Here is a 339-nt window from a genome sequence, read left to right on the forward strand (position 1 = left end):
CACTTCATAGTTCAGATCCCATTAAGTGGGGTACAGTAGTATGCGTGTAGTCTGTTTAGCCGCCTTGATGTGCAGCCTATCTGCGCAAGCAGGAACGCCCGATCAAGTGCGCTCGGCGCTGCTTTTTCAAATAGCCAAGTTTATCGACTTTACTCATGTTCAGTCTGATTCGGTGCGCTATTGTTTTACTAACTTAAGCAAAGGGCCTGGTGCATTTCTTGCGCAACAACAGAACTTATTGATACGTGGACAACCAATTGCCATAACCGAACTCAGTAAAAGTTCACAAAATGATGAACTTTCTCGGCAATGTGACATCACATACTTTGATGGAAAAAT

General features: G+C 43.7%; 1 pseudogene. It reads left to right on the plus strand.

Going from position 1 to position 339, the window contains the following annotated elements:
• Positions 1-40: 40 nt before the first annotated feature.
• A pseudogene (locus CWB98_RS23740) lies at positions 41-339 on the plus strand (YfiR/HmsC family protein); the annotation flags it as partial.

The sequence above is a fragment of the Pseudoalteromonas rubra genome (assembly GCF_005887115.1).
Taxonomy (GTDB): Bacteria; Pseudomonadota; Gammaproteobacteria; order Enterobacterales; family Alteromonadaceae; genus Pseudoalteromonas; species Pseudoalteromonas rubra_F.